The organism is Streptomyces sp. NPDC050658 (assembly GCF_044457025.1).
In the GTDB taxonomy this organism is placed as follows: domain Bacteria; phylum Actinomycetota; class Actinomycetes; order Streptomycetales; family Streptomycetaceae; genus Streptomyces.
The window spans coordinates 1-24,751 of record NZ_JBITGM010000010.1 but is presented as its reverse complement, the minus strand read 5'-3'; the positions used below and the strand labels follow the sequence as shown (position 1 = coordinate 24,751).

The following is a 24,751-nucleotide window of genomic DNA, read 5'->3' as shown; positions in this document are numbered from 1 at the left end:
CCGTGGTGCTCCATGTGAAAAGACGTGCATTTCGTGATTTTCGTTCCCGGTGGGGCTGATGGTGCGTCCCGCGGGTGCTCGCGTGGCCCATCACGACCCATCACGGCCCAGCACGCCCTATCGCGGCCTCGTGACGACAGTCACGGAACGGTGATAACTTCGAGGGGTAGCGCACTCACGACCAGGCCGAGGAGGCCGCAGCTCATGAGTCCCTTCACCGGCTCCGCACCCCGCACCCCCGACTGGCGGCACCTGAGGTACGAGGTCGACGACGGGGTCGCCACGGTCACCCTCGCCCGCCCCGACAAGCTGAACGCCCTCACCTTCGGCGCCTACGCCGATCTGCGCGATCTCCTCGCCGAGCTGTCCCGCGACAAATCCGTGCGCGCCCTGGTGCTCGGCGGCGAGGGCCGCGGCTTCTGCTCGGGCGGCGACGTCGACGAGATCATCGGCGCGACCCTCGCGATGGACACCGCGCAGCTGCTCGACTTCAACCGGATGACCGGGCAGGTCGTGCGGGCGATCCGGGAGTGCCCCTTCCCGGTGATCGCCGCCGTACACGGCGTGGCCGCGGGAGCGGGCGCCGTCCTCGCCCTCGCCGCCGACTTCCGGGTAGCCGACCCCTCGGCGCGGTTCTCCTTCCTCTTCACGCGGGTCGGCCTGTCCGGCGGCGACATGGGGGCCGCGTATCTGCTGCCCCGCGTCGTCGGCCTCGGCCACGCGACCCGGCTCCTCATGCTCGGCGAACCGGTGCGCGCCCCCGAGGCCGAGCGGATCGGCCTGATCAGCGAGCTGACGGACGAGGGCAGGGCGGCCGAGGCCGCGGGAACGCTGGCCCGCCGCCTCGCCGACGGCCCCGCACTCGCCTACGCGCAGACCAAGGCGCTGCTCACCTCGGAACTCGACATGCCGCTCGCGGCGGCCGTGGAGCTGGACGCCGCCACCCAGGCGCTCCTGATGAACGGCGAGGACTACAAGGAATTCCACGCGGCGTTCACCGAGAAGCGCCCGCCGAAGTGGAGCGGCCGATGAGCGGGCCGGAGGCCGCCGAGCGGGCAGCCGGCAGGGTCGCCGTCATCGGCGGCGGCCCCGGCGGCCTGTACGCGGCGGGCCTCCTCAAGCGGCTCGACCCGCGGCGCGAGATCACCGTCTGGGAGCGCAACGCCCCCGACGACACCTTCGGCTTCGGCGTCGTCCTCTCCGACGAGACACTCGGCGGCATCGAACACGCCGACCCTGTCGTATACGCCGCGCTCCAGGAGGAGTTCGTCCGCTGGGACGACATCGACATCGTGCACCGGGGCAGCCGCCACACCTCCGGCGGCCACGGCTTCGCGGCCCTCGGCAGGCGCCGCCTCCTGGAGATCCTGCACGAGCGCTGCCGCGACCTCGGCGTCGACCTGCGCTTCCGCTCCGAGGCGCCGCCCGCGGCCGAGCTCTCGGCGGCGTACGACCTGGTGATCGCGGCCGACGGCGTGCACAGCCTCACCCGCGAGACGCACGCCGAAGCCTTCGCGCCGAGCATCGAGACGCACCGCTGCCGCTACATCTGGCTCGCCGCCGACTTCGCCTTCGACGCCTTCCGCTTCGAGATCGCGGAGACCGAGTACGGCGTGATGCAGCTGCACGGCTACCCCTTCGCCGCCGACGCCTCCACCGTCATCGTCGAGATGCGCGAAGAGGTGTGGGAGGCGGCGGGCTTCGCGGACCTCGACGAGCGGGAGTCGACCGAGCGCTGCGCCAAGATCTTCGCCGAAGCCCTCGGCGGCCGGCCCCTGCACGGCAACAACTCCGCCTGGACCACCTTCCGCACGGTCGTCAACAAACGCTGGTCGTACGGCAATACGGTGCTCATCGGCGACGCCGCGCACACCGCCCACTTCTCCATCGGCTCCGGCACCAAGCTCGCCGTCGAGGACGCCCTCGCGCTGGCCGCGCAACTGGAGGAGCAGCCCGACATCCCGAGCGCCCTCGCCGCGTACGAGACGGAGCGCCGCCCCGTCGTGGCGTCCACGCAGCGCGCGGCCCGTGCCAGCCTGGAGTGGTTCGAGCGGCTGCCCGACTACCTGGACCAGCCGCCCCGCCAGTTCGCGTTCAACCTGCTCACCCGCAGCCGCCGCGTCACCCACGACAACCTGCGCCTGCGCGACGCCGGCTTCACCGAGTCCGTCGAGCGCGACTTCGGCTGCCCGGAGGGTACGCCGCCGATGTTCACGCCCTTCCGCCTCCGCGACCTCACCCTGCGCAACCGGGTGGTCGTCTCGCCGATGGACATGTACTCCGCCGAGGACGGCATGCCCGGCGACTTCCACCTCGTCCACCTGGGAGCCAGAGCCCTGGGCGGCGCGGGCCTCGTCATGACCGAGATGGTCTGCGTCACCGAGGAGGGCCGCATCACACCGGGCTGTGCCGGGCTCTACACCCCTGGGCAGGCCCTGGCCTGGCGCCGGATCACCGACTTCGTGCACGCCCAGGCACCCGGCACCGCGATCGGCGTGCAACTGGGCCACTCCGGCCGCAAGGGCTCGACCAAGCTGATGTGGGAGGGCATCGACGACCCCCTGGACGAGGGCAACTGGCCGGTCGTGGCAGCGTCCCCGCTCCCGTACAAGGAAGGCGCCCAGACCCCGCGCGAGCTGACCCAGGCCGAACTCCGGCTCCTGGTCGTGCAGTTCAGGGATGCGGCACAGCGTGCGGCACGCGCGGGCTTCGATCTCCTCGAACTCCACTGCGCCCACGGCTACTTGCTCTCCGGCTTCCTCTCCCCGCTGACCAACCGCCGCACCGACGAGTACGGCGGCCCACTCGCCGGCCGACTGCGCTTCCCGCTCGAAGTCTTCGACGCGGTACGGGAGGTGTGGCCCGACGACAGACCGATGACGGTGCGCATCTCGGCCACGGACTGGGCCGAGGGCGGCACCACGGCGGACGAAGCCGTCGAGATCGCCCGCGCCTTCGCGGCGCACGGCGCCGACGCGATCGACGTCTCCACCGGCCAGGTCGTCTCCGACGAGCGCCCCGCGTACGGCCGCTCCTACCAGACCCCGTTCGCCGACCGCATCCGCAACGAGACCGGCATCCCCGTCGTCACGGTAGGCGCGATCTCCTCCTGGGACGACGTCAACTCCCTGATCCTGGCGGGCCGCACGGACCTGTGCGCACTGGCCCGCCCCCATCTGTACGACCCCCACTGGACCCTGCACGCGGCGGCCGAACAGGGCTACACGGGCGAGGGCGTCAGCTGGCCCCTGCCTTACCGCGCAGGCAGCCGCCGCCCCCAGACGGGCCGCACGGACGCGCCCAAGCCCCGTCTCACGCTGGGGAGTTGACGAACCCCGCCCCCGCCTCCCGCAACCGCCCGTCGAGCGCCGCGAACACCTGCGCGGAACGCTCGCCGGGCCAGCCGGCCGGGAGGAGTTCGGGCGGGAGCCCTGGATCGGCGTAGGGCAGGCGGCGCCAGGAGTCCAGGGCGAGGAGGTAGTCGCGGTAGGCCTCGGACGGCGGGGTGTCGGGGCGGTCCTGCCAGGCGCGCAGCACCGGCTCGTGGCGGTCGAGGAACGCCTCGTGCTGCTTGGCGATCGCGGCGAGGTCCCACCAGCGGCCCACCGCCTCGGACGTGGCGGCGAAGCCCAGATGCTCGCCCCGGAACAGGTCGACGTACACGGCGAGTTGGAGGCGCTCCAGGGTGTGGCGGGTCTCCGGGTAGAGGTGCGCCGGGGCGATCCATACCCCCGGAGCCGCCGTGCCGAAGCCGAGTCCGGCCAGGCGGGAGCGGAGCACATGGCGCTTCTGGCGTTCCGACTCCGGTACGGAGAACACGGCGAGCACCCAGCCGGTGTCGCGCCGCTCGGCCGGGGGAGTGGCGTAGATACGCCGGTCGCCGTCGTCCAGGAGCTGGCGCGCCTCGGGCGACAGGGCGTACCCCGCCGCGCCCGCCGCCGTCCGCGCGGGCACGAGCAGCCCGCGCCGCTTGAGCCGGGACACGGACGAGCGCACGGACGGCGCGTCCACGCCGACCGGCGCGAGCAGCCTGACCAGCTCGGCGACGGGCACCGGGCCAGGGGCCGCGCGCCCGTAGGCGCCGTAGAAGGTGACGATCAGGGACCGTGGAGTGTGCTGCTCGGACACGTGATCACTCTACGTGCCCGGGCTCCCGCAGCCGGAACCGCTGGAGTTTGCCTGTCGCCGTACGCGGCAGCGCGTCCAGGAAGACGATCTCGCGCGGACACTTGTACGGCACCAGCTCGCTCTTCACGAAGGCGCGCAGCCGCTCGGCATCGCGTGCCGTGCCCGCGCGCGCCACGACGTACGCGACGACGATCTGGCCGCGCAGCTCGTCGGGCCGCCCCACCACCGCCGTCTCCTGGACGTCGGGATGGCGCAGCAGCACCTCCTCGACCTCCGGGCCCGCGATGTTGTACCCGGCGGAGATGATCATGTCGTCCGCGCGGGCGACATAGCTGAAGTAGCCGTCGGCGTCGCGGACATAGGTGTCGCCGGTGACGTTCCAGCCATGACGTACGTACTGGAGCTGGCGGTCGTCGCCGAGATACCGGCAGCCGACGGGACCGCGCACGGCGAGCAGTCCGGGTTCGCCGTCCGGGACGGGGACCCCCGCGTCGTCGACCACGCGCGCGTGCCAGCCGGGGACGGGCCGCCCGGTGGTACCGGGCCGAATGGCGTCGTCGGCGGCGGAGATGAAGATGTGAAGCAGCTCGGTCGCGCCGATGCCGTTGATGATGCGGTGCCCGGTCCGCTCGTGCCACGCCTGCCAGGTGGCGGCGGGCAGATTCTCCCCGGCGGAGACACAGCGCCGCAGCGAGGAGATGTCGGAGGCGTCGGGCCCGCCCAACTCCTCCAGCATCGTGCGGTAGGCGGTCGGCGCGGTGAACAGCACGGTGACGCCGTGCTCGGCGATGGCGGGCAACAGCTGCTTGGGGCCCGCCTGTTCGAGCAGCAGCGTGGAGGCGCCGACCCGCAGCGGGAAGATGACGAGGCCGCCGAGCCCGAAGGTGAAGCCGAGCGGCGGGCTGCCCGCGAAGACGTCGTCGGGGCCCGGCTTCAGGACGTGCCGCGCGAAGGTGTCGGCGATGGCGAGCACGTCACGGTGGAAGTGCATGCACCCCTTGGGGCGTCCGGTGGTGCCGGACGTGAAGGCGATGAGGGCGACGTCGTCGGCGGAGGTGGCGACCGACTCGTACACATCGGGCTTGCGGGCGGCGCGGGCCAGCAGGTCGTCGTCCCCGTCCCCGCCGAAGACGGTGAGGCTCAGCCCGGGTATCCCGGCCTTGACCAGGTCGTCCACCGCGCGCACGTCGCACAGCGCGTGACTGACCTCGGCGATCTCGCACATCTTGGCCAGTTCCTGCGACCGCTGCTGGGCGAGGACGGTGACGGCGACCGCCCCGGCCTTCATCACCGCGAGCCAACAGGCCGCGAGCCAGGGCGTGGTGGGGCCGCGCAGCAGCACGCGGTGTCCGGGCAGCACGTCCAGCTCGGCGGTCAGGACGTGGGCGATCCGGTCGACGTGCCGGCGCAGTTCTCCGTACGTCCACACCTCGCCGTCCCCGGAGCGGAACGCGGGGCGGTCCGCGCCGTGCCGCTCCACCGTGCGGTCGAGCAACTCGGCGCCGCAGTTGAGCCGTTCGGGGTAGTGCAGCTCGGGCCGGTCGTGGACGAACGCGGGCCACTGGTCCGCCGGCGGGAGATGGTCGCGGGCGAAGGTGTCGACGTGGGCCGATGGTCGGAGTAGGGGTGCACTCTTGGTGTCTCTGGCGTCCTTGGCGTCCACAGCGGGTCGCCCCCTTGCCGTTCGGGCTTGTGGTGAGCTCGCGCAACGAGCGTATCGTGATGGTGACGACAGTCAACGGTCCGCGATAGAGGAAGGGCCCGGCATGACGGCATTCTCGCTCAATCCGGAACAAACCGCTTGGTGTGCGGAGCTACGCGGCATCGCAGAGGAGCGGTTGCGGCCGCTGGCGGAGAAGGGCGAGCCGGGCCGGGTGAACCGGCCGCTGGTGGCGGAGCTGGGTCAGGCGGGACTCCTTGACGCCCTGTTCGGCGAGAACGCGGCGGCCCTCGACCTCTGCCTGCTGCGGGAGTCCCTCGCGTACGCCTGCACGGAGGCGGAGACCGCGCTGGCCCTGCAGGGGCTCGGCGCGCATCCCGTGGCGGCCTACGGCTCGGCGGCCCAGCGGGAGCGGTGGCTGACGCCGGCCCGCGCCGGACAGGCGGTCGCGGCCTTCGCGCTCTCGGAGCCGGGGGCGGGCTCGGACGCGGCGGCACTGGCGCTGCGCGCCGAGCGGGACGGCTCCGGATGGCGCCTGACGGGCGAGAAATGCTGGATCTCCAACGCCCCCGAAGCGGACTTCTACACCGTCTTCGCCCGTACGACGCAGGACGCGGGGTCCCGTGGAGTGACGGCGTTCCTGGTGCCCGCCGACCGGGCCGGTCTTTCGGGCACCCCCCTGGAGATGCTCTCCCCGCACCCGATCGGCGCGCTCGCCTTCGACGGCGTACGGGTGGGCGCGGACGATCTGTTGGGCGAGCCCGACCGGGGTTTCCGCGTCGCCATGACGACGCTGAACCGCTTCCGGCCCAGCGTCGGCGCGTTCGCGGTCGGCATGGCGGGCGCGGCGCTGGACGCGGCGCTCGCGCATACGGCCGGGCGGGACGCGTTCGGCGGCAAGCTGAGCGATCTGCAGACGGTCGCGCACCAGGTCGCGGAGATGGCCACGCGGACGGAGGCGGCGCGGCTCATGGTGTACGCGGCTGCTGCGGCGTACGACCGGGGCGAGCCGGACGTGGCCCGCCGCGCGGCGATGGCGAAGCTGTTGGCCACGGAGACGGCGCAGTTCGTGGTGGACGGGGCGGTGCAGTTGCACGGGGCGAGTGCGTTGCGCCGCGGGCATCTGCTCGAGCACCTGTACCGCGAGGTGCGGGCGCCGCGTATTTATGAGGGGGCGAGTGAGGTGCAGCGGGGGATCATCGCGAAGGCGTTGTACGCGGCGAACTAGCCTCGCCCCCCAGCCCGATTGCCCCGTGACAGCCCGCACCCCAAGGAGCCCCATGCCCCTCCACCGCCTCAACCCCGCCGAACTCTCCCCTCCCGCCGGCTTCTCCCACGCCGTCACCGCCACCGGCACCCGCCTCGTCTTCCTCGCCGGGCAGACCGCCCTGGACGCCGAAGGGAAGGTCACCGGAAGCACCCTCCCCGAACAGTTCGAGCAGGCCCTCGGCAATCTCCTCACGGCCCTGCGCCACGCCCAGGGAACCCCCGCCGACCTCGCCCGCGTCACCGTCTACGCCACGGACGTCGCCGACTACCGCGCCCACGCCCCCGAACTGGGCCGCATCTGGCGCAAGTTGGCGGGGCGCGACTACCCCGCGATGGCCGTCATCGGCGCCGTCCGCCTCTGGGACGACGCATGCCTCGTGGAGATCGACGGAATCGCCGTCACCGAGGCCGGGGAAACGACGTCGTCGTGAACGCCGCCCTGTCCCGCCCCGAAGTCCCCTCCGTCACCCACCAGTGCGTGGGCTCCTCCCCGTACAGCCCGAACAACGTCCCCGCACCCCAGCAGAAGATCAGCTCGTCCTTGCCGTCGGCGTCGAAATCGGCGCCGGCGCCGGGATACGGCCGTGCGTGCCGCCACCGGGCCGGAGTCTTCTTGCCGCCCGCCCGAGCGGGCCCCTCCCGCAGCACCTCCGTACGCCGGTCACCCTCGATCAGCAGCGCGCCGGAATCCGTGGCGACGAGGATCCCGTCGCGGCCGTCGCCGTCCGGGTCCGCGGAGGCGTAACCCCCGGGCCCGTAACCGGAGTTGCGGCTCTCGGGGATCTCATGGGTGACGGGGGCGCCGCCCTTGCCGGGGTACACGGCGAGCGAGGCATCCACCTCCGGTTCCTCCGTCTCGTACCCCGGCTCGTTGTTGCGGCTCCCGTCGTCGCCGATCGCGAGATCCCGGACACCGTCGCCGTCGTAGTCGCCGAAGGCCACCGCGTTGCCCTCGCGCAGCTTCGTCCCCGTGCGGGAGAGCCCGCTGCCGGTGCGGGCGGGGTAGAGGACGCCGGCCGTCTGCTCGCCGTCGTCGCCGTAGTGGACGAGGAGCCCCGTGGCGCGCGGTTTCCCCGAAGGGGCGATGGCGTCCGCCGCGAGCCAGCCGTCCGAACCGGGCCGCGCGTCGCTGCGGGCGGGCACCCCGGCCCGGGTGAACGGGCCGTACAGCAGGGCCACGCCCGACCCGTCCCGGCGCATGGCCGCGAGGTCATGGTGCCCGTCCCCGTCGAAGTCGCCCCGCACATGGTCGCCGAGCCCCACGCCCCCCGGCGGCTGAATCCGTGTCGCCGCCGCCCCCGGCTTCGGCCCGTCGGGGCCGCCCCAGCCGACGGTCAGCGCCTCGTCCTCGGCGGACAGGGTGACGAAATCGGGATACCCGTCACCATCGAGATCGGCCGTCGTCACCGTCCTCGCGTCGTAGTCGTACACGGCATGCGTCGAAGGATCGAGCCCCTTGGCGGAGCCGAAGACGACACCGAGCCGCTCACCCGCGCCCTCCTCGCGGGAAGGCACCGGCAGCACCAGATCGCGGTGTCCGTCGCCGTTGATGTCGTCCGGGTCCTTGGACCCCTTCCCGTCGGCGGCCGGCGGGCTGCCCGCGCTCGGCGTCGAGACGGGCTTGCCGTCACCGGACTGCGCGGGGTGCGGCGACGGCGCGGACGACCTGCCGCCCGACGCCTCCCCGTCGCCGCACCCCGCCACGGAGAGGACGAGCGCGGCGCAGAGAGCGAGGGCGCGAGCGCCGGGGAGAAGAGTGCGGTCTGCCATGCACTCACCCCAACACCGCGCCCTCGGCGGACTCCAGGGACGGCGGCCGATCGTTGCCCACTCGTAGCGGGACACCGACCGGCGGCAGCAGACCCTAGATGTCCCGGAACGTCTCGATCTGCGCGCCCACCGAGTTGAGCCGCTCGGCCAGCTCCTCGTACCCGCGATTGATCACGTACACATTGCGGAGCACCGACGTGCCCTCGGCGGCCATCATCGCGAGCAGCACGACCACGGCCGGCCGCAGCGCGGGCGGGCACATCATCTCGGCGGCGCGCCAGCGGGTCGGCCCCTCCACCAACACCCGGTGCGGGTCGAGGAGCTGGAGCCGGCCGCCGAGGCGGTTCAGGTCCGTCAGATAGATCGCGCGGTTGTCGTACACCCAGTCGTGGATCAGCGTCTTGCCCTGCGCCGCCGCCGCGATGGCCGCGAAGAAGGGGACGTTGTCGATGTTCAGGCCGGGGAACGGCATCGGGTGGATCTTGTCGATCGGCGCCTCCAGCTTGGAGGGGCGCACGGTCAGGTCGATGAGCCGGGTGCGGCCGTTGTCGGCGGCGTACTCCGCCGAGCGGTCGTGGTCCAGGCCCATCTCCTCGAGCACCGCGAGCTCGATCTCCAGGAACTCGATCGGCACCCGGCGGACCGTCAGCTCGGACTCCGTGACGACGGCGGCGGCGAGCAGGCTCATCGCCTCGACCGGGTCCTCGGAGGGGGAGTAGTCGACGTCCACGTCGATGTCCGGCACGCCGTGCACGGTCAGCGTGGTCGTGCCGATGCCCTCGACCTTGACGCCGAGCGCCTCCAGGAAGAAGCACAGGTCCTGGACCATGTAGTTCGACGAGGCATTGCGGATGACGGTCGTGCCCGCGCTGCGCGCGGCGGCCAGCAGCGCGTTCTCGGTCACCGTGTCGCCGCGCTCGGTCAGCACGATCGGGCGGTCGGGGGTGACGTCCCGCGCGACCTCCGCGTGGTAGAGCCCCTCGGTCGCCGCGATGTCGAGGCCGAAGCGGCGCAGCGCGATCATGTGCGGCTCGATCGTGCGGGTGCCGAGGTCGCAGCCGCCCGCGTACGGCAGCTTGAAGCGGTCCATGCGGTGCAGCAGCGGACCCAGGAACATGATGATCGAACGGGTCCGGATCGCGGCCTCGGCGTCGATCGCCTCCATGTCGAGCTTCGCGGGCGGCACGATCTCCAGGTCGACGCCGTCGTTGATCCAACGGGTGCGTACGCCGATGGAGTTCAGCACCTCGAGCAGGCGGTAGACCTCTTCGATGCGGGCCACCCGGCGCAGGACCGTGCGCCCCTTGTTGAGCAGGGACGCGCAGAGCAGCGCCACGCAGGCGTTCTTGCTCGTCTTGACGTCGATGGAGCCGGAGAGCCGGCGTCCGCCGACGACGCGCAGATGCATGGGACCTGCGTACCCGAGCGAGACGATTTCACTGTCGAGCGCCTCGCCGATCCGGGCGATCATCTCAAGACTGATGTTCTGGTTGCCGCGCTCGATGCGGTTCACCGCGCTCTGGCTGGTGCTGAGAGCCTCGGCGAGCTGCGACTGGGTCCAGCCTCGGTGCTGCCGGGCGTCACGGATGAGCTTGCCGATGCGTACGAGGTAATCGTCTGCCATGGCGGCAGGTTATCTCAGATATGAGATGGCGCACGCGGTGGGGTAGGCCATACGGGAAACGACCGATTGGGTACGGAAGTTCCCCTTCTCGTACGTCATTCGTATGTCGTCCCCGTACGGCCCGGTACTACGCCCTTCGTCGTACGCGCGTCAGCCGCAGCCGCACGAACCGTGCCGTCCGCCGTGCACCGCGGCCTGCGCGTCCGGCCTCGGTCCCGAGGCCGCCCGCGTCAGCCGGGCGGCGGCCGCACGTCCGTCCGACGACTCGGCGTCGTGCACCACTGTGCCCCCGGTCAACGTCAGTCGCACTTCGGCAGAGCTGATTTCGGCCACCGGACACCGCGTCACATCCCGGTCGAGCAGCACCAGATCGGCCGACTTGCCCCGTTCGACGGTTCCGGTGAGGTGGTCCATGCGGAGTTGACGCGCGGTGCCGAGGGTGTGCATACGCAGGGACGACGCACGGCTGAGGCCCTCCTCCTCGCGGTAGAGGTCGCCCTGGTCCGGCTCTCCCTCGAAGCCGTACCGGTCGACGGCCGTCCGCACCTGGTTCCACACCTGGAGCGCGTCGACCGGCCAGTCCGAGCCACCCGAGATCCGCGCCCCGTGCCGTTCGAGACTGCGCGCCGGGTACTGCCGGCGGTGCCGCTCGGCGCCGATGTAGGGCAGCAGCGCGTCCATGGTCCAGGTGTTGCGCGTCGCCCACTGCAGCTGCAGACAGGGCACGACGTCGAGCTGCGCGAAGCGCGGCAGGTCGGCCGGGTCGACGACCTGGAGGTGGGCGACGGTGTTGCGCAGGCCGCGCCTGCGGGTGGTGCGCAGGGCGTACGCGTAGCCGTCGAGGGCGGTGCGCACGGCCCGGTCGCCGATGGCGTGCGCGTGCATCTGCCAGCCGTCCTTGTTGAAGGCGGCGGTGAGCCGGCCGTAGTCGGAGGCCGACACATACAGCTCGCCGCGGTGGTCGGTGGGCCTGCCGTCCTTGTCCAGATAGGGCTCAAGCAGCGCGGCGGTCTGCGCCGGGTACTCGATGACCCCGTCCAGGAAGACCTTGACCGTGCCGAACCGGATCCCGCGCACGCCGCCGAACTCGTCCCGGAGCCCGCGCGCGTAGGCGAGGGCCGCCGCCGGGTCCTTGGCCTGGTCCGAGTCGATCCGCAGGGCGGGCACGATCCGCTGCGGCAGCGCGCCGCGTTCGGAGAGCGCCTGATAGGTGCTCAGCTCGCCCTTGCCGACCACCGCTTCCATGAACGTGGTGATCCCGGATGCGGCGGCCGCGGCGAAGGTCTGTTTCGCGGCGGCGATGAGCTGCTCGCGGTCCGGTGCGGGGATGTGCCGGGTGACCAGCGGCTGCGCGTCGTCCTTGAGCACGCCGCTGGGCTTGCCGTCCTTGTCCTTGACGATCTTTCCGCCGACCGGGTCCGGGGTGGACGCGGTGATCCCGGCGATGTCCAGGGCCCGCTGGTTGACCCAGATGTTGTGCCCGTCGGCGCCGACCAGCGCGACGGGCCGGCGGGTCGGCAGGGCGTCGAGCATGGAGTGGTGCGGCGCGGTCCCCTGCGGAAGCAGGCCCACGGGGTTCCAGTCCTCCACCACGAGCCACCCGTCGGGCTCCTGGTCGCCGGAGTCCTCCAGGAAACCGGTGAGCGTCGCCCGCAGCTCCTCGACGGTCTGCTCGGCGCCCTCGAGGGACGGCTTCAGCGACCGGTCGGCGGCGCCCATCGGATGCGCGTGGCCGTCGTGGATGCCGCTCATGAGGGTGCCGCCGCGCCCGTCGACCACATGGGTGTCCCGCCCGATGAACCGCTTGAGGGCGTTGCCCCGGCCCACGGCGAGAATCCGCCCGTCCCGCCCGACGACGACGGCCTCCGCGTCGACGTGCCCCCGGGTTCCGGTGAAGACGCGGGCGTTGTGGACGAGGAGGGCGGCGGAGCGCCGCGTGGTGGCGGCGGCAGCGGGCGAGGCCCCCACGAGGGCGCCGAGACCTGCGGCGCCGGTGGCGGTGAGGAGTCCGCGCCGGGAGAGGGCGGAGAACTGCGGAGACGTCATGCGCACTCCTGGGTAGTCGGGTGGGTGGTGCGCAAGATTCACCGAGTAACGCGTTAACCAGAACCCGCCGCCCGCCACGGATTCCGTAGGATCCCCGGCGTGGAAAGGCCCACCCTCGCCGACATCGCCCGCGCAGCCGAGGTATCGACCGCGACCGTCTCGCACGCCCTCAACGGCACCGGCCGCCTGGCCGACTCCACCCGCCGCCGGGTGCGCGAGACGGCAACGGCCCTCGGCTACGGGACGCCCCACGCCGCGCGTACCCGCACGCTCGGCGTCGCCGTCACGACGTACCGAACAGCCTGGAACTACGCGGAAGTCGCCTACTTCTCCGCGGCCGTCACCGCGGCGACCGCCGCCGCCCACGCCCGTGGCTACGCCCTCACCACGCTCCCGGCCGACCGTGTCACGGAGGACACCTGGCACGGCATCGCCGTGGACGGCATGCTCGTGATGGACAGCCCGCCGGGCGACCCCATGGTCCGCGCACTGCGCGCCCGCGGCATCCCGCTGGTCTTCGACGGCGCCCCCGGCGACCCGCACCCCCTGGACCGCTGGGTCGACAACGACCACGTGGCCACCACCCGCGAGGTCCTCGACCACCTCACCGCGGCCGGCGCCCGCCGGATCGCCCTGCAGTCCGGCAACGGGGGCGAGCACTACGCGCGCGTGGTGACCCGGACGTACGAGGAGTGGTGCGCCCAGCGCTCACTTCCCCCGCTGGTGGTCCCCTTCGATGCGTACGACGATGAAGGTCATGCATTCGACGAGGTGCTCGGACGGATCGACGCCGTCCACGCCGCCTATGACCCCGGCGGCCGCCAGCTCCTCGCCGCGGCGGCCCGGCACGGACTGCGGGTCCCGGACGATCTCCTGCTCGTGTGCGCGAGCGAGGATCCGGGGTACGCGGAGACCGAGCCGCCCGTCACGACGGTGACCCTCGACCCGGCGCGCACGGCACGCACGGCCGTGGCCCTCCTCGTGGACCTGGTCGAAGGCGGGCGAACCGAAGGAAGGCAGGCCGAAGCGCCCGGTCAGGTGCTGATCCCCGCGGGTCTGAGACCCCGCGCCTCGTCGCGGCGCGGGGTCATGTACTAGAGTTATCTCGACATCGAGATATCTACCGAGGCGCAGCACAAGCCGCCCCCTGGTAAGGGTTACCTAACTAAGCCTTACCTTAGCGGATCGACGAGGAGTCGTGGCGGCAGGATGTGATGGAACGCGCACATATATGAAGGAGACTGTCGTGTCGGCGAACAGCTTCGACGCCCGCAGCACGCTGCGCGTGGGCGACGAGTCGTACGAGATCTTCAAGCTGGACAAGGTCGAGGGCTCCGCGCGCCTCCCTTACAGCCTGAAGGTTCTCCTGGAGAACCTGCTCCGCACCGAGGACGGCGCGAACATCACCGCCGACCACATCCGCGCGCTCGGCAACTGGGACTCCCAGGCGCAGCCGTCGCAGGAGATCCAGTTCACGCCGGCCCGCGTGATCATGCAGGACTTCACCGGCGTGCCCTGCGTCGTGGACCTCGCCACCATGCGTGAGGCCGTGAAGGAGCTCGGCGGCGACCCGGCGAAGATCAACCCGCTGGCCCCGGCCGAGCTGGTCATCGACCACTCCGTCATCGCCGACAAGTTCGGCACGAAGGACGCCTTCGGCCAGAACGTCGAGCTGGAGTACGGCCGCAACAAGGAGCGCTACCAGTTCCTGCGCTGGGGTCAGACCGCGTTCGACGAGTTCAAGGTCGTCCCGCCGGGCACCGGCATCGTGCACCAGGTCAACATCGAGAAGCTGGCCCGCACGGTCATGGTCCGGGGCGGCCAGGCCTACCCCGACACGCTGGTCGGCACCGACTCGCACACCACGATGGTCAACGGCCTGGGTGTCCTCGGCTGGGGCGTCGGCGGCATCGAGGCCGAGGCCGCGATGCTCGGCCAGCCGGTCTCCATGCTCATCCCGCGCGTCGTCGGCTTCAAGCTGACCGGCGAGCTGCCGGCCGGCACCACCGCCACCGACCTGGTCCTCACGATCACCGAGATGCTGCGTAAGCACGGCGTCGTCGGCAAGTTCGTCGAGTTCTACGGCGAGGGCGTCGCCGCCACCTCGCTGGCCAACCGCGCCACCATCGGCAACATGTCGCCGGAGTTCGGCTCCACCGCCGCGATCTTCCCGATCGACGACGAGACGCTGAAGTACCTGCGCCTGACCGGCCGTGACGAGCAGCAGGTCGCGCTCGTCGAGGCGTACGCCAAGGAGCAGGGCCTCTGGCTCGACCCGGCCGCCGAGCCCGACTTCTCCGAGAAGCTGGAGCTGGACCTCTCCACGGTCGTCCCGTCGATCGCCGGTCCCAAGCGCCCGCAGGACCGCATCGTCCTCGCCAACGCCGCCCAGCAGTTCGCGCTCGACGTACGCAACTACGTCGAGGACGACGACGAGGCGGGCAAGGAGTCCTTCCCGGCCTCCGACTCCCCGGCCGCGTCCAACGGCGTGCCGTCGCGTCCGACCACCGTCACCGCCCCCGACGGCTCGACGTACGAGATCGACCACGGCGCCGTCACCGTCGCCGCGATCACCTCCTGCACCAACACCTCGAACCCGTACGTCATGGTCGCCGCCGCGCTCGTCGCGAAGAAGGCCGTGGAGAAGGGCCTGTCCCGCAAGCCGTGGGTCAAGACGACCCTCGCGCCGGGCTCGAAGGTCGTCACCGACTACTTCGACAAGGCGGGCCTGACCCCGTACCTCGACAAGGTCGGCTTCAACCTCGTCGGCTACGGCTGCACCACCTGCATCGGCAACTCGGGCCCGCTGCCCGAGGAGGTCTCGAAGGCGGTCAACGAGCACGACCTGGCGGTCACGTCGGTCCTCTCCGGCAACCGCAACTTCGAGGGCCGCATCAACCCCGACGTCAAGATGAACTACCTGGCGTCCCCGCCGCTGGTCGTCGCGTACGCCATCGCCGGTTCGATGAAGGTCGACATCACCAAGGACGCGCTCGGCGCGGACCAGGACGGCAACCCCGTCTACCTGAAGGACATCTGGCCCTCCGAGGCCGAGGTGAACGACGTCGTCGCCAACTCCATCGGCGAGGACATGTTCAACAAGTCCTACCAGGACGTCTTCGCGGGCGACGCCCAGTGGCAGGCGCTCTCGATCCCGACCGGCAACACCTTCGAGTGGGACGCCGAGTCGACCTACGTCCGCAAGCCCCCGTACTTCGAGGGCATGGAGATGGAGCCGAAGCCGGTCTCCGACATCTCCGGCGCCCGCGTCCTCGCCAAGCTGGGCGACTCGGTCACCACCGACCACATCTCCCCGGCCGGTGCGATCAAGGCCGACACCCCGGCGGGCAAGTACCTGTCGGAACACGGCGTCGAGCGTCGCGACTTCAACTCGTACGGTTCCCGTCGCGGCAACCACGAGGTCATGATCCGCGGCACGTTCGCCAACATCCGCCTGCGCAACCAGATCGCGCCGGGCACGGAGGGCGGCTTCACCCGCGACTTCACCCAGGCCGCCGCTGCCGGGGACGCCCCGGTGTCGTTCATCTACGACGCCTCGCAGAACTACCAGGCGCAGGACATCCCCCTGGTCATCCTGGGCGGCAAGGAGTACGGCTCCGGCTCGTCCCGCGACTGGGCCGCCAAGGGCACCGCGCTGCTCGGCGTCAAGGCCGTCATCACCGAGTCGTACGAGCGCATCCACCGCTCGAACCTCATCGGCATGGGCGTCCTGCCGCTGCAGTTCCCGGAGGGCCAGTCGGCCGACTCGCTCGGCCTGACCGGCGAGGAGACCTTCTCGATCTCCGGCGTCACCGAGCTCAACAACGGCACCACGCCGAGCACGGTCAAGGTCACCACCGACACCGGTGTCGAGTTCGACGCGGTCGTCCGCATCGACACCCCCGGCGAGGCGGACTACTACCGCAACGGCGGCATCATGCAGTACGTGCTGCGCAGCCTGATCCGTAAGTAGCCTTACGGCAGTCGAGGGCCGCACCCCCGTTGTGCCGGGGGTGCGGCCCTCGTGCTGTGTCCGCGGCTCAGTGAGGGCTTGTCGCGCCCCGCGGCGGAGCCGCACATGTCACAGACCCGAGCCCCTGACGGGGCCAGCCGCCGTACGGGATCGTGATGATCTCCATGTAGTGGCCCGCCGGGTCCAGGAAGTAGACCCCGCGGCCGCCGTCGTTGGTGTTGAACTCGCCCGGCAGCTTCTGCTGCGGGTCCGCCCAGTGCTCGATCCCGCGCGTCGAGATCTTCTCGTACGCCGCCTCGAACTCCGCCTCCGAGATCAGGAAGGCGTAGTGCTGCGGGGTGATCGTGTCCGCGGGGGCGGTGGCGAAGTCCAGGGTGACTCCGTTGCCCAGGGCCACCGCGATGAACGGGCCCCATTCCGAGGTGATGGTGAGGCCCAGCAGGTCCGTGAAGAATTCAGCGGACTCCCGGTTGTCCCGGGCGTGGATGATCGTGTGGTTCAGCTCGACCGACAAGGAATGCCTCCAGAAGGCATCTCCCGACACCTCCATGCCTCACCCAGCCGGTGACCGACACGCGATGTCGCCGTGGATCTTAGACACGGCGACATCGCGCTGTCGAGGCCCTTTCCGCCGGCGGCCGTCACCGCCGACGCGGGGTCACCCCTCCTGCACGGATCACCCCTCCTGCACGTGCACGGCGCCGACGCCCGTGCCGCCGAAGCAGCGCGCGCTCGACACGTCCTTCGCGCCGGGAGCCAGCGTCTTCCAGTCCCCGTAGGCGTCCGGCCACTCACCGCAGACCACATGGACGCGGAAGGACGTCTCGGCACCGGTGGTGTTGGTGCAGTGCGCGTGACCCCAGTAGCCGTCGGTGTCCGTGGTGCAGGTGAGGGCGGCGGCCTGGTGCTGCGGTGCCGCCGCCGCGCCCGGCGCGACGGCGAACACCGGGAGCGCGGCGGCCGCCACCGCCGCGAGCCTGAGGGCGAACCCGGTGAGGCGGCGAGGCTTGTTCATGGGTGGGTCTCCTTCTGGATCGGCGTCGCGGTGCACCGCTCGCGCACCGCCGTCCGCACTGCTGTGATGCTTCCGGGCGGCCCTCTCACGTCGCTCACTCGACGGTCACTCGACACTCACCTCACGTACTGGGATCATGACGCAACGTGACTGGCGTGAAGATCGCGGAGTTCGAGTACCGGCTTCTGGGACCGCTCGAAGTGCTGCTCGACGGCAGGCCCGTGGCGCTGCGGGCGGCCAAACAGCGGGCCCTGCTGGCCGCGCTCCTGGTGGACGCCAACAAGGTCGTCGCCACCGACACCCTGATCGGCAGACTGTGGGACGACGAGCCCCCGGACGGCGCCCGCAACGCCCTGCAGAACTACGTCCTGCGGCTGCGCCGCACCCTCGGCGCCCCGGCCGGCACCCCGATCCGCACCCGCCCCGACGGCTACGTCATCGACGTACGCGAAGAAGCCCTCGACCTGCACCGTTTCGACGCCCTGGTGGCCCGCGCGCGGGCCGCCGCCGCGGCGAAGGCGACCGAACGGGCCTCCGCGCTGCTCGGCGAGGCGCTGGCGCTGTGGCGCGGGGAGCCGTTCGCCGACGTGCCCTCGCAGCGACTGCGGCTGGAGATCGCCCCCGCCCTCGACGAACGCCGCCTCACCGCCCTGGAACTGCGCACCGAGGCCGACTTCCGCCTCGGACGGCACGCCGACGTGCTGCCACGGCTCAGTGAACTCACCGCCTCCCACCCGCTGCGCGAACGCTTCTGGGCACAGCGCATGCTGGCCCTCTACCGCTCGGGCCGGCAGGGCGAAGCCCTCGACTGCTACCGGACCGTCAGCGCGCTGCTCCTCGACGAACTGGGCGTCGATCCGGGCGCCGAACTCTGGCAACTGCACCAGCGGGTGCTCACCGCCGACCCCTCCCTGACCGTGTCGCAGTCGGCGGACGGCCCACGGACCCAGGGGAATCTGCCCGCCGAGACGACCACCTTCATCGGCCGCGAGAGCCTGCTCCGCACCACGGCGAAGCTCCTGGACAACGCCCGGCTCGTCACGCTCACTGGCCCCGGCGGCGTCGGCAAGACCCGCCTCGCGCTGCGCGCCGCCGCCGAGGCCTCCTGGGCGTTCCCGCATGGGGCGTGGCTCGCCGACCTCGCGCCGCTGACCGAGCCGAAACTCCTGGACCGGGCCGTCGCCGACGCGCTCGGCATCCCCGACCAGTCCTCACGGCACGGCACGGAGGTGCTGGTCGAGCACCTGCGGGAGCGCCGACTCCTGCTCGTCCTCGACAACTGCGAGCACGTCGCCGAGGAAGCCGGCCACCTCGTCGGTACGCTGCTGCGCTCGGCGCCCGGCCTGCGGGTCCTCGCCACCAGCCGCCAGGGACTGCGGGTCGCGGGGGAGTACCTGCTGCCCGTACCGCCACTCGCCGTCCCCCAAGACCGGGGCGCACCAACGGCGTTGACGCGCTGCGAGGCGGTGCGGCTGCTCGCCGACCGCGCCGAGGCCTGCGCCCCGTACTTCCGGATCACCGCACGCAACCAGGAGGCGGTGGGCCGCCTGTGCCGACGCCTCGACGGCATTCCGCTCGCGATCGAACTCGCCGCCGTACGCCTCGGCACGCTCTCCGCCGAGGAGATCCTGGAGCGCCTCGACGACCGCTTCCGGCTGCTCTCCGGCAGCGGCGCGCGCACCGGCCCCCGGCACCAGCGCACCCTGCGCGGCGTCGTCGACTGGAGCCACGACCTGTGCGACGAACGCGAACGGAGCCTGTGGGCAGGGGTTTCGGTGTTCGCCGGCGGCTTCGACCTCGCGGCGGCCGAGGCCGTGTGCCCTGATGAGGACACCGCCCGCGAGGACATCGTGGACGTCCTCGCCGCCCTGGCGCACAAGTCCGTCCTCACCGTCGACACCACCGGGCCACGCGCCCGCTACCGGATGCTGGAGACCCTGCGCCAGTACGGACAGGACCGACTCCGCGAGCGCGGCAGGGACGTCGCGCTGCGCCGCAGGCACTGCGCGTACTACGCGGACATGACCGCGCGGGCGGCGGCGCGCTGGTGCGGCCCCGACGAGGTCGCCTGGCTGGCCCGGCTGCGCCTGGAGTCCCCCAACCTGCGGGCGGCGCTCGACTTCTGCGTCACGGGACAGGGCGACGCGACGGCCGGACTCGCGATCGCCGGCAGCCTCACCCGCACCCGGTACTGGTTCTTCAGCAGCTCGCTGGGCGAGGGCAGACACTGGCTGACCCGAACGCTCGCCCTCACCCCGCAGGCCCCCGCCGCACTGCGGACCGGAGCGCTGGCCCTCGCCGCCTGGATCACGCTGTGCCAGGGGGACCAGCCCGCCGCCGAACGCTTCCTCGCCGACGCGGTACGCCTCGGCCAGGACAGCGGCGACGAGGCGGCCCTCGGCGTCCTCACGTACATGGACGGCGTCTTCGCCTTCCTGATCCACGCCGACGTACGCGCCATCCCCCTCCTGGCGCGGGCCAGGGACGGCTTCCGGTCGGCCGGCCAGACCGGCGACGCCCATATGGCGACGATGCTCTGGTCCATGGCGACGTCCTTCCTGGGCGAGCGCGGGCCCGCCCTGGCCGCCGGGCACGAGTACGTGACCGAGGCCGAGGCCCACGGCGCGGGCTGGGCCCACTCCTGGGGACTCTGGGGCATGGGCCTCGCGGAACTCCGCCACGGCGACCCGCGCCACGCGACGGAACTCTTCCGCGACTCCCTGCGCCGTCAGCGGGCCATCGGCGACCGCTGGGGCACCGTGTGGGGCGTGGAGGCCATGGCCTGGGCGGTGGCCGCCACCGGCGACCACGGCCGGGCGGCCCGGCTGATGGGGGCGGCGGCCCGCCTCCTGCGGACGACGGGCGTCGCACTGACGGGCCTGCGCCCGCTGCACGACGTCCATGCCGAGGTGGAGCGCGTGGTACGGGGAGCCCTCGGCGAACGGGCCTATGCGGCGGCGTTCGCCGAGGGGGAGGGGGTGCGGGATCCCATGCGGTTGGCGTTGGGGAGGAGCGGGTGAGCCGCTCCTTGTCCGGTGGTTCGGTTGGAGCTACTTCTCGCCCTCGCTGCCCCTTCGTACGGCGATGGCCACGCCCGCCGCCGCGACGAGCACCGCGAGGCTTGCCCACCCGAACGCGGCCCGGAAATCGGCCACTTGAGCGCTGCCGCCGCCGACCACCGCGCCCACCAGCACCGCGAGCCCGAGCGAACCGCCGAGCTGGTCCACGGACCGCTGCACCCCGGAGGCCGTGCCCGCGTCGTCCTCGGTCACGTCGGACAAGGCCGCGTTCTGCAGCGCGAGCAGCCCGATGCCCATACCGGCGGCGACGCCGACCATCCCCGGCAGTACGTCCACCCACAGGCCGCCCGCGTCGGGCAGCCGGGCCAGCCAGCCGAGCCCCGCCGCGGTGAGGAGAAGACCGAGCAGCGCGGTGTTCCTCGTACCGATCGCCCCGATCAACCCGGACGTCAGGAAGATCGCGGCCAACAGCACGGCACAGAACGGCAGATACGCCAACCCGGCCTGGAGCGGGGAGAGTTCGATGACGTCCTGCATGTAGAGGGTGAGCAGGAAGAAGCTGGTCGACAGCCCCGCGCTGAGCGGAACCGTGGCCGCGTTGGCGACGGCGCGGGTGCGGTGGGCGAAGAAGGAGAGCGGGACGAGCGGACTCTTGGCCCGCGCCTCGACGAGTACGAACGCGGCGATCAGCACCGCACCGACGACCACCGCGACCAAGTCGCCGCGCAGCACGCCGTACACGAAGGTGATGGGGCCGAAGGTCAGCAGCGCGGCGCCGGGCAGGTCGAGCCGGCGTCCCCCGGCGGCGCGCGGGCCGTCGGCCCGGACCAGCGTGGGCGTGACGGCGATGACGGCCGCCGCGAGCGGCACGTTGATGCCGAAGATCCAGCGCCAGTCGAGGAGTTGGACGATGACACCGGAGAGCAGTACGCCGACGACGAGTCCGCCCGCCGAGATCGCACCCCACACGCCGAGCGCCTTCGCGCGCTCCTCCGGGCCGGGGAAGAGCAGTGCGATCAGTGACATCGCGGCGGGGGAGGCGAGCGCCTCGCCCGCGCCCTGCGCGAAGCGGGCGGCGATCAGCGTCTCCAGGTTCGGCGCGAGCCCCGCCGCGAGCGAGGCGCCCGCGAAGAGGGCGGCCCCCAGCAGGAACATCCGCCGCCTGCCCAGCAGATCGGTCAGCCGCCCGCCGAGCAGCAGGAGCCCGCCGCCGACGAGGGTGTACCCGGTGACGACCCAGGACAGGCCACCGGTCCGCGCGTCGAAGTCGGCCCCGATGGAGGGGAGAGCGACGTTCACGACGGTGACGTCGATGGCGATGAGGAATTGCAGGAGGGAGAGCAGAGCGAGGGCGAGCGTACGCCGCTCGCGCATTGAGCGCTGCGTGGTTTCCGGGTTTTCCATGAGGTGGGCACTCCAGATCAGCCCCGGGCCGAGGACCGGCGGGGGCGGAGGAAGACAGGACGCTTCCGTGCCACGGACCCGCGGGGCGGGTGGGGCACCTGGAGTTACTTGGTCACGGACATGGGGGTGAGGGTAGTGGAGGGTGGGGGTGGGGGGCACGTGATTATTTGGGTTGGGTGGGGGGGTGGGGTCTTTTTTTGGGGTGGGGGGGCTGGCCTGCGTGGATGGCTGGTTGGCTGGTCGTTCGTTCGTTCGGTCGGTGGCTGACTGGCAAGACGGCCGCTCATGGATGATGGTCGGCCATGGATGATGATCACGTCACGCCGGAAGCCCAGGCGCTGAGCCTGGTCCGGTCTCGTTTCCCGGACGCACTGGGCGCCGTGCTGGGTGGCTCGGCGGCTCAGGGCCGGGCCACTCCGACCAGCGATCTGGACATCGCCGTCCTCTTGCCGGACGGCGAGGCGAGCCGCCGTGAAGTCGTACGTCATGGGGGCCGCCTGGCTGAACTCTTCCTGCACACGCTCGCGGACGTGCCGGAGCGCTTCGAGCGGGACAGACGCCTGCGCCGGGGAACTCTCCTCTTCATCTACGACCAGGGGTTGCCCCTCACGGACCCCCACGGATTGCTCGCCACCACCCGCGAACAGGCACGGGCGGCGCTGGAGGCGGGCCCGCCGCCACTTACTCGGGCGGAGTGGGAGCGCGGGCGTTACGTCCTGACCTGCTTCATGGACGACCTGCTGGATACGCCGATGTCCGACCGTTACGAACAACTCGCCCTCGCCGACTTCACCCTCCGGGAGGCGGCGAACCTCCTCATCGCCCACCACGGCTGCTGGACCGGCATCGGCAAGTGGCTCCCCCGCAGACTCCTGAGCGCGGACCCGCTCCGAGGCGAGGCCCTGCTGTCCGGCCACCAAGCGGTGGCCGAAAACGCGGACCCAACTCCGCTGGCGACGGCGGTGGAAGGGGTGCTGGAGATTCTGGGGGGAGCGCTGAGGGAGGGATATGCGCAGGGCGGCTGAGGGGGGGCGAGGCGAGCCTGAGCCTGGGCGACGCGCGGCGCACCGGGCAGGGGCTGCCGTGCCCCGGCATCGAGGCGTCCTCGCCTCCCCCTACCTGAACTGAACTGCCGCCCCGGCAGGGGCGGAGCCCAGGATGGGCGGGCGCAGGGCTCGGCGGCTTCGGGGCGGCCACCCTGACCCAGCCCCCGTCGGAGCTGAACTGCCGTCACGGGCAGGGGAGATGCTGGGCGGCTGGGGTCTTCGGGCGGGCCGGAGCGTCGACGCGCACCGGGCCGGGGATGCCATGCCCCTGCACTCAGTCGTCACCGCCGAATCCCCACCCACCCGCCCCCACCTGAACGTGAACTGCTGTCCCTGGCAAGGGCGATCGCCGTGTGGTGGGCGTTGGGGCGATTACTGCGGGTGGCCCGGTGTCGTTGTTGGTGGCCGGGGGAGCGGGGCTCACGGGGAGGTCCGGTGGGGCGGTTCGGCTTTCATGCCGGGTGCGGATTGGTTCGGTGTAGCTCGCCCGCTGGGTGAAGGCGGGGCCCGGTAGGGGCGGCTTGGCTTCGGTGGCGGTGGTGGGTCGTCGTGCCGGGTGCGGACTAGTTCGTTTGGGGCTCGGTCGCTGGGTGGGGCTGGGGTCAGGGCGGCTGCTTTGGGTGGGCCGGTGTCGTTGATGGTGGCCGGGGCCGCCCGGCTTCTGCGGAGTGTGGCGGTTCCGGCGCCCCTGTAAAGGGCGCCCTTCGGGCGTCGGCTTCGCCGATTCCGCTTGCGCTCCACCCTTGACAGGCCCACCTCCACCGCAGAGACCTTCTTGACCGGGCGGCCAGGGGAGGGGACTCACGGGAGGGACCGGCAGGCGGTTCGGTCTTCATGCCGGGTGCGGACTGGTTCGGAAGGGCTCGGTCAGCCGGAGAGGGGCCGCCCGGCAGGACGGCTCCGCTCCGGCGGCCGGGCCGGTCGTCGTGCCGGGTGCGGACTGGTTCGGTACAGCTCTCTCACTCGGTGGAGGCGGGCCCGACAGGCCGGCATCGCTCCGGCGGCAGTGAAGTAGCCCCCCTTCACCCCGGCCAAACAGCGAGCAGCCAGCGAGCGGGGCTTAACCCCGGACGGCACCAGCAGTCCGCAAGGGGCAGTAGGCAGAAGCAGCGGCGGCGGCAACGGGCGGGTGCGGGCGGAAGGAGGGGCAGCGGGCCGCTTTCCGAGAAAGTCCCACGACACGCCGCCCCCAGCCCCCAATCGACGGGACTTTCTCGTATCCCGCTCCGAATCCCCCCTCCCGACACCCGAGATGACCGATATGCCGGGATGAGGGTCGGGAGACAAGGCCCCGCCAGTCACACACGCCTCGACCGCCTCCCCTCCATCGCGCCACCCCTCCCAGCGCCTGCCACCTGGCCACCCGCCCTCACCGCCCACCAGCCACCGGCCACCGGCCACACGACGCCGTCCCCCGACACCCTCCCCCCCCCACCGCCCACCGCCCATCGCCCGCACGGGCGTGATCACCGCAGCCCGTCCCCCCCCGGACCGGCCACGCACCCCCAGCCCCTTCCCACCTGGCGGCACCCTCCCCGCATGACGTCCACCCCGAAAGATCCGGTCGGCAGACGCTTGACGAAACCGGGACCCATCCCCGCACCAGCCGCGCACCCCTTTTGACTGGCGGCGCCTGAAACGAACCAGTCCGCACCCGGCACGAAGACCGCACCGCCCCACCGGCCCTCCCCGTGAGCCCCACCCCTGGCCGCCCGGTCAAGAAGGTCTCTGCGGTGGAGGCGGGCCTGTCAAGGGTGGAGCGCAAGCGGAATCGGCGAAGCCGACGCGACCGAAGG

At 71.9% G+C, this 24,751-nt stretch carries 16 protein-coding genes; 8 read left to right on the top strand and 8 right to left on the bottom strand.

Annotated features, from left to right (window positions below; all coding sequences use genetic code 11):
- Positions 1-204 precede the first annotated feature (204 nt).
- Positions 205-1,032, top strand: coding sequence for an enoyl-CoA hydratase family protein (locus tag ACIBKX_RS29945; RefSeq protein ID WP_363275068.1), 828 nt, complete (start codon positions 205-207; stop codon positions 1,030-1,032).
- On the top strand, positions 1,029-3,329 hold the full coding sequence (locus ACIBKX_RS29940; protein WP_363275067.1) for a bifunctional salicylyl-CoA 5-hydroxylase/oxidoreductase: 2,301 nt from the start codon (positions 1,029-1,031) through the stop codon (positions 3,327-3,329). Before ACIBKX_RS29945 ends, ACIBKX_RS29940 begins: the two co-directional genes overlap by 4 nt.
- On the opposite strand, the gene ACIBKX_RS29935 is transcribed toward ACIBKX_RS29940, so the two are convergent.
- Together ACIBKX_RS29935 and ACIBKX_RS29930 are read right to left on the bottom strand one after the other, a co-directional pair.
- The gene (locus ACIBKX_RS29935; protein ID WP_363275066.1) at positions 3,313-4,128 is read right to left on the bottom strand and encodes a PaaX family transcriptional regulator C-terminal domain-containing protein; all 816 of its coding nucleotides are present in this window, start codon (positions 4,126-4,128) and stop codon (positions 3,313-3,315) included. The two genes, ACIBKX_RS29940 and ACIBKX_RS29935, sit on opposite strands and share 17 nt — an antisense overlap.
- Before the next feature lie 4 nt (positions 4,129-4,132).
- Positions 4,133-5,791 carry an AMP-binding protein gene (locus ACIBKX_RS29930; RefSeq protein ID WP_363275065.1) on the bottom strand — a complete coding sequence of 553 codons (1,659 nt, stop codon included), beginning with the start codon at positions 5,789-5,791 and terminating at the stop codon, positions 4,133-4,135.
- A 103-nt stretch (positions 5,792-5,894) separates the two neighbouring features.
- On the opposite strand from ACIBKX_RS29930, the gene ACIBKX_RS29925 reads away from it, so the two are divergent.
- The gene (locus ACIBKX_RS29925) at positions 5,895-7,016 is read left to right on the top strand and encodes an acyl-CoA dehydrogenase family protein (protein ID WP_363275064.1); all 1,122 of its coding nucleotides are present in this window, start codon (positions 5,895-5,897) and stop codon (positions 7,014-7,016) included.
- A 52-nt stretch (positions 7,017-7,068) separates the two neighbouring features.
- Entirely contained in the window at positions 7,069-7,488 is a 420-nt protein-coding gene (locus ACIBKX_RS29920) for a RidA family protein (RefSeq protein ID WP_363275063.1), read from the top strand.
- Here ACIBKX_RS29920 and ACIBKX_RS29915 read toward each other — a convergent pair.
- From ACIBKX_RS29915 to ACIBKX_RS29905, 3 genes are all read right to left on the bottom strand, one after another.
- Positions 7,457-8,827 carry a VCBS repeat-containing protein gene (locus tag ACIBKX_RS29915; RefSeq protein ID WP_363275062.1) on the bottom strand — a complete coding sequence of 457 codons (1,371 nt, stop codon included), beginning with the start codon at positions 8,825-8,827 and terminating at the stop codon, positions 7,457-7,459. The two genes, ACIBKX_RS29920 and ACIBKX_RS29915, sit on opposite strands and share 32 nt — an antisense overlap.
- Before the next feature lie 94 nt (positions 8,828-8,921).
- Positions 8,922-10,451 carry a UDP-N-acetylglucosamine 1-carboxyvinyltransferase gene (locus ACIBKX_RS29910; protein ID WP_363275061.1) on the bottom strand — a complete coding sequence of 510 codons (1,530 nt, stop codon included), beginning with the start codon at positions 10,449-10,451 and terminating at the stop codon, positions 8,922-8,924.
- A gap of 150 nt (positions 10,452-10,601) precedes the next feature.
- Positions 10,602-12,497 carry an amidohydrolase gene (locus ACIBKX_RS29905; RefSeq protein ID WP_363275060.1) on the bottom strand — a complete coding sequence of 632 codons (1,896 nt, stop codon included), beginning with the start codon at positions 12,495-12,497 and terminating at the stop codon, positions 10,602-10,604.
- A gap of 99 nt (positions 12,498-12,596) precedes the next feature.
- Between ACIBKX_RS29905 and ACIBKX_RS29900 the strand changes: the two genes are divergently transcribed.
- The gene (locus ACIBKX_RS29900; protein ID WP_363275059.1) at positions 12,597-13,595 is read left to right on the top strand and encodes a LacI family DNA-binding transcriptional regulator; all 999 of its coding nucleotides are present in this window, start codon (positions 12,597-12,599) and stop codon (positions 13,593-13,595) included.
- 148 nt (positions 13,596-13,743) lie between these two features.
- Complete coding sequence (gene acnA / locus ACIBKX_RS29895; RefSeq protein ID WP_363275058.1) at positions 13,744-16,470, top strand: aconitate hydratase AcnA; 2,727 nt, start codon at positions 13,744-13,746, stop codon at positions 16,468-16,470.
- A 67-nt stretch (positions 16,471-16,537) separates the two neighbouring features.
- On the opposite strand, the gene ACIBKX_RS29890 is transcribed toward acnA, so the two are convergent.
- Both ACIBKX_RS29890 and ACIBKX_RS29885 read right to left on the bottom strand, forming a co-directional pair.
- Positions 16,538-16,984 carry a VOC family protein gene (locus ACIBKX_RS29890; RefSeq protein ID WP_363275057.1) on the bottom strand — a complete coding sequence of 149 codons (447 nt, stop codon included), beginning with the start codon at positions 16,982-16,984 and terminating at the stop codon, positions 16,538-16,540.
- Positions 16,985-17,146: 162 nt separating this feature from the next.
- Positions 17,147-17,485 (bottom strand): hypothetical protein, encoded by a 339-nt coding sequence (locus ACIBKX_RS29885; protein WP_363275056.1) that lies wholly within the window; start codon positions 17,483-17,485, stop codon positions 17,147-17,149.
- A 146-nt stretch (positions 17,486-17,631) separates the two neighbouring features.
- On the opposite strand from ACIBKX_RS29885, the gene ACIBKX_RS29880 reads away from it, so the two are divergent.
- Complete coding sequence (locus ACIBKX_RS29880; RefSeq protein ID WP_399376460.1) at positions 17,632-20,505, top strand: BTAD domain-containing putative transcriptional regulator; 2,874 nt, start codon at positions 17,632-17,634, stop codon at positions 20,503-20,505.
- 30 nt (positions 20,506-20,535) lie between these two features.
- Here ACIBKX_RS29880 and ACIBKX_RS29875 read toward each other — a convergent pair whose 3' ends face one another.
- On the bottom strand, positions 20,536-21,909 hold the full coding sequence (locus ACIBKX_RS29875) for an MFS transporter (RefSeq protein WP_363275054.1): 1,374 nt from the start codon (positions 21,907-21,909) through the stop codon (positions 20,536-20,538).
- 302 nt (positions 21,910-22,211) lie between these two features.
- On the opposite strand from ACIBKX_RS29875, the gene ACIBKX_RS29870 reads away from it, so the two are divergent.
- Positions 22,212-22,934, top strand: coding sequence for a nucleotidyltransferase domain-containing protein (locus ACIBKX_RS29870; RefSeq protein ID WP_363275053.1), 723 nt, complete (start codon positions 22,212-22,214; stop codon positions 22,932-22,934).
- Positions 22,935-24,751: the final 1,817 nt, after the last annotated feature.

Coding starts and splice junctions, on each gene's coding strand:
- ACIBKX_RS29915 (WP_363275062.1), bottom strand. CDS start 8,827: ATGGCAGACCGCACTCTTCTCCCCGGCGCTCGCGCCCTCGCTCTCTGC.
- ACIBKX_RS29945 (WP_363275068.1), top strand. CDS start 205: ATGAGTCCCTTCACCGGCTCCGCACCCCGCACCCCCGACTGGCGGCAC.
- ACIBKX_RS29920 (WP_363275063.1), top strand. CDS start 7,069: ATGCCCCTCCACCGCCTCAACCCCGCCGAACTCTCCCCTCCCGCCGGC.
- ACIBKX_RS29905 (WP_363275060.1), bottom strand. CDS start 12,497: ATGACGTCTCCGCAGTTCTCCGCCCTCTCCCGGCGCGGACTCCTCACC.
- ACIBKX_RS29940 (WP_363275067.1), top strand. CDS start 1,029: ATGAGCGGGCCGGAGGCCGCCGAGCGGGCAGCCGGCAGGGTCGCCGTC.
- ACIBKX_RS29925 (WP_363275064.1), top strand. CDS start 5,895: ATGACGGCATTCTCGCTCAATCCGGAACAAACCGCTTGGTGTGCGGAG.
- ACIBKX_RS29910 (WP_363275061.1), bottom strand. CDS start 10,451: ATGGCAGACGATTACCTCGTACGCATCGGCAAGCTCATCCGTGACGCC.
- ACIBKX_RS29885 (WP_363275056.1), bottom strand. CDS start 17,485: ATGAACAAGCCTCGCCGCCTCACCGGGTTCGCCCTCAGGCTCGCGGCG.
- ACIBKX_RS29870 (WP_363275053.1), top strand. CDS start 22,212: ATGGATGATGATCACGTCACGCCGGAAGCCCAGGCGCTGAGCCTGGTC.
- ACIBKX_RS29875 (WP_363275054.1), bottom strand. CDS start 21,909: ATGGAAAACCCGGAAACCACGCAGCGCTCAATGCGCGAGCGGCGTACG.